The 4334-nt window shown below is 65.6% G+C and carries 2 protein-coding genes; both read right to left on the bottom strand.

Annotated elements, in window-relative coordinates:
* Positions 1-259 precede the first annotated feature (259 nt).
* Entirely contained in the window at positions 260-2365 is a 2106-nt protein-coding gene (locus tag ACQKDV_RS18455; protein WP_427785710.1) for a phosphoglycerol transferase I, read from the bottom strand.
* Between the two features lie 232 nt (positions 2366-2597).
* Complete coding sequence (locus ACQKDV_RS18450; protein ID WP_427785711.1) at positions 2598-4241, bottom strand: ABC1 kinase family protein; 1644 nt, start codon at positions 4239-4241, stop codon at positions 2598-2600.
* Between the last annotated feature and the right edge of the window lie 93 nt (positions 4242-4334).

Raw genomic sequence — 4334 nt, 5'->3', positions numbered from 1 at the left:
GGGCACTGTGGGTTTGCGGGGTGTGAGCCGCATGGGCCCGAGGCATGCCTCGGGCAGGACGCGCAACCCCGGTCTTGCCGTGTGCGCAGGATCGCGCACACGAGCAAGCGGCGACCAAGCCTACAGGGACGTATTTACGGCGTCCCCGCAAACCCACAGTGCCCCGCCATCCCACGGAATGCCGCTCTGTCTGTTGCTGTTGCCGGCCAGCGGCCGGCACTACCGCAGGTGCAGGGCTGCAAGCCCTGCCGAACAACCCTCACCCACGCGGTCGCACGTGCGACGGCACCAGCGCAAACGTATCCACCGCCAGCTTCTCGGCATGGTTCAGCCATGCGCGGATTTCCAGATCATCCACCTCATGGTCCAACCCGAACGAGACGTTGATCCTGCCGTCCGCATCCGGCTGCACCCACTGCTGCGCCAGCACCACCTTGCGTTGCGATGACACCGCCTCGATCCAGAAGCCGCGGTCCGGGCGCTGGCTCGCCACCAGCTTCAGCATGTACTGGCCAGCACGGGTGCGGCGGCCCTTCTGGGTGATCATGTGCGCCTGGCGCACGCTCGGGCGCGGGCCCTGGAACGATTCCAGCGGTGCATCCACGGCGATGCCGCCACGCAGATCATCGTCGCGGAACAGCTTGATGCCGTTGTCGCGGTTCACCAGCAGGGCGCACCAGTCACCGTCGGCTGAGCCATCCTCGAAGGCCGTGCAACGGTCCACATAAGCCAGCGTGTTGTCCGGGTCGGCATCATCGAACTGGCGCGAGGTGTTTTCCAGATACACCGACTTCAGGCCCCAGTCCTTGTCGTACTCCAGCAGCACCGGCGGCTGTACATGCTGCAGGCCGACCACCACCTGGTCATCGCCATCGATCTTCAGTTCCCGCGTGGGCTCGCCCAGCCACAGCGAGCGGGCGAAGGCCAGGTACTGCGGGTAATCGCGGCCACCATCGCGCTGGGTGGCGACGCTGGCACTGGGCGCGCGCTGCGGGTCGATCAACGAACGGCCGAAGCCCATCGTCTTCAACTGCGGGTCCAGCAGGCTGAGCAGGGTCGCACCCGAATCCAGCGTGGTGCCTGCGTCGGCCTTCAGCTGCCGCGGGGCAACGCCCTCGCCGAGGAACAGCAGCAGGTTCTCGCGCTTCTGCCGGGTCAGGATGCTGGTGAGGTCATTGGGCATCGCCAGGTGGTCCGAGGCGATGACGATCAGCGTGTCCTTGCCGTAGGGGCTGGCCTGGATGCGCTGCACCAGCTGCGAGATCAACCGGTCGCTGCACTTGAGCGCGTTGAGCATGTTGATGTTGCCGTACTGGCTCTCATAACGCTGGCCCTTGCACGCCACCGGCAGGTGCCCGGCGGGGTGGTGGGTGTCCATGGTCAGGGTGGTCAGCATGAACGGCTCGCCCTTGCGCGAGAGCTGTTCGAAGCGCTGGTAGGCGGTGTCCAGCAGCACGTCGTCGTGCACGCCCCACGGCGAGTAATGCATGCGGCCGATCTTCTTCTGCTGCTTGAACCAGTCCAGATCGTGCACTTCGTCAAAGCCGTGGCTGGCCAGGAACTGGCCCTTGCCGGCGAAACGGCCGCTGGCGCCACCCAGGTAATGATTGGTGTAGCCCTGCTGCTTGAGATAATCGCCCAGGCATACGGCCTTGGGCAGGAAGCTGCCCATGCGGTCCATGCTGTTCTCGTCGCCCTGCGAGGTGGTCAGCGGCACACCGCACATCGACGACACCAGGCCGGCGATGGTCCAGCCGCCGCCTTCGGCCGAGGCCAGCCCGCGCACGTCCAGCGACTGGCTCGCCAGGCGGTTGATGTTGGGCATCAGGCCGGGAAACACCTTCTCGTCCAGATAGGTGCGTTCCAGGCTTTCGCCATAGATCCACACGATGTTGCGCGGGCGCTGCAGCGGCTGGGTCGGCACCTGGTACTCGGGGGCGATGCGGGCGAAATCGACCGGACGCAGCTGCTGGTACAGGCGCTGGCCATCGCGTGCCAGCGGGCTGACCATGATCGAGACGATCCACACCACCGCGAACGCGGCGAACCACGCGCCGCCAGGGCCTGGACGGCGCCAGCGCTTCACCCGCGTGGCGAACAGCGGCAGCAGCGAAACCAGCACGAGCGCGATGTAGCCGGCGATATAGCCCTTGAAGTCGGCGATGCCGGCGCCTTCCATGTCGGCGCCGAGGTGATACAGCGTTGCAGCATTCAGACCATCGCCGGACAGCTTGTCGATCAACCACCACGTGCTGAGCGAGAGCAGCAGCAGCGAGAACGTACCCGCTTTCCACCACACCCATTTATCGGAGACGAGGAACAACCAGGCCAGCAGCAACAGCGACAGCAGCAGGATCCAGAGCATAAGCGGCTTCGGCAGTGACGGGAGGTGGTGATGGACGTCGTACCGACGCGTGTCCATCCGACCGGCGCTGCCGCAAGCACACATGCATGACAGGCCGATGACCCGATAGTGCATGCACGAACCTGACTGGAATGTTTGTTCGTTACATGAGGTGAAATCGCGCGCCGCACGTAAATCCTGCGTGAAATACGTTGCGCGATTTCATTAAAAAACCGCGCCGTTTCCCGTTTCTTCAACGATGCCCGCGTTCCTCGCGCGCACGTGCGCGCCGATCAAAGAGCAAGGCGCTGGTGACGATGCCCAGCCCAAGTACGACACCAATCAGCATCAGGAACAAAGCAATGGCGGGGTAGCCGAAGATATGCCAGCCGGTTTCCAGCTTCATCATCAGCGATGCAGCCATGATGAGCGCGGCACTGATGATGCCGGCGGCGACACGATTGGCGATCTTCTGCAGGTTCTCCATCAACCGCGACTCTTCCAGCCCGGTCACCTTCATCTGCAGGCGATTCTCGGCCAGCAAGGCCATGATGTCGGTCAGCTTGCGCGGCCCATCGCGCAGCAACTGCTGCAGTTCCATTGCCTCGCTGGCCAGATTGGCCGCCGACAGCGATTTCTTCAGGCGCGCGCGCATCACATGCTGCAGTTGGCGCTCAACGATGCGGCGCGTATCCAGATCCGGAGCGAGCAGGCGGCAGACGGTTTCCAGGTTCAGCAGCGCCTTGCCGACCAGGCTCAGTTCCGGCGGCGTGCGCAGGCCGGACGCGGTGGCGATGCGCACCATGTCCAGCACCACGCGGCCTTCGGAGAAGCTGCCGCTGGCAGCGTAGCGCGCGATCAATTGACCGGTTTCGCGCAGGTAGCGCTCTTCGTCGAAGGCTTCCAGCCGTGTGCTGATGCTGATCAGGTCATCGGCGACTTCCTCGCCACGACCGTCGACGGCGGCAAACAGGATCTTCAGCAGGCGCTCGCGCAGGCGCGGTGGCATGTGCGCGACCATGCCCAGGTCGAAGATGGCCAGGCGGCCTTCGGGCGTCACCCGCAGGTTGCCCGGATGCGGATCGGCATGGATCTCGCCGTGCACGAAGATCTGGTCCAGGTAGCCTCGGATCAGTGCAGCGGCCAGCGGGTCCATGGCCTGCTCGGTGCGGCGCACATCGGGAATGGCATCCACGCGCACGCCGTTGGCCAGTTCCATGGTCAGCACGCGCTGGCTGCAGTAGTCCCACACCGGCTGCGGCACCCACAGGCGGCGGAACGGCTTGAGGTGGCGGCCGAAGCGCGCCAGGTTCTCGGCCTCGGCGTGGTAGTCCAGCTCCTGCATCAGGGTCTTGGCGAACTCATTGAGCCAGTCGCGCAGGCGCACGCGGCGGCCGACCTGGGTGAAGTGATCGGCGGCCATGGCGAAGCTGCGCAGCGCCTCCAGATCCGAGCGCAGCTGTGCGGCCACTTCTGGCTTCTGTACCTTCACCGCGACCTGGCGACCGTCATGCAGCACCGCGCGGTGCACCTGGGCGAGCGAGGCGCAGCCCAGCGGCTCCGGATCGAACGAGGCGAACAGCTTGTTCACCCCGGCACCCAGTTCCTGTTCGACGATGGCGTGGATGCGCTCGACGGGGATCGGCGCCACGTTCTCCTGCATGCGTTCCAGTGCGGTGGCGAAGTCTGCCGGCACCATGTCCGGGCGCGTGGACAGCATCTGCCCCAGCTTGACGAACGTTGGCCCCAGCGCTTCGAGGTCGCTGACGAACTGCTCCGGGTTGCCGTCGGCGGGGACATCGGCGTGGCCGCCGGCCGAATCCAGGTTCATGCCGGAAAACACCCCCGAATGGCGGTAGCGCATCAGCAGGCGCAGGATCTGGCTGCGCCGGTTCATGCCCGTGACCAGCGGAGGATTGGCCGTGGCGGTGGACGGGCCAGCCTGCCGTCCCGGGTCCCCGAGGTCCGCGTCGTCGACGCCGTCGCGGTG

Source organism: Stenotrophomonas sp. NPDC077659 (genome assembly GCF_050268705.1).
Taxonomy (GTDB): domain Bacteria; phylum Pseudomonadota; class Gammaproteobacteria; order Xanthomonadales; family Xanthomonadaceae; genus Stenotrophomonas.
This window is presented reverse-complemented; position numbering and strand designations above follow the sequence as displayed.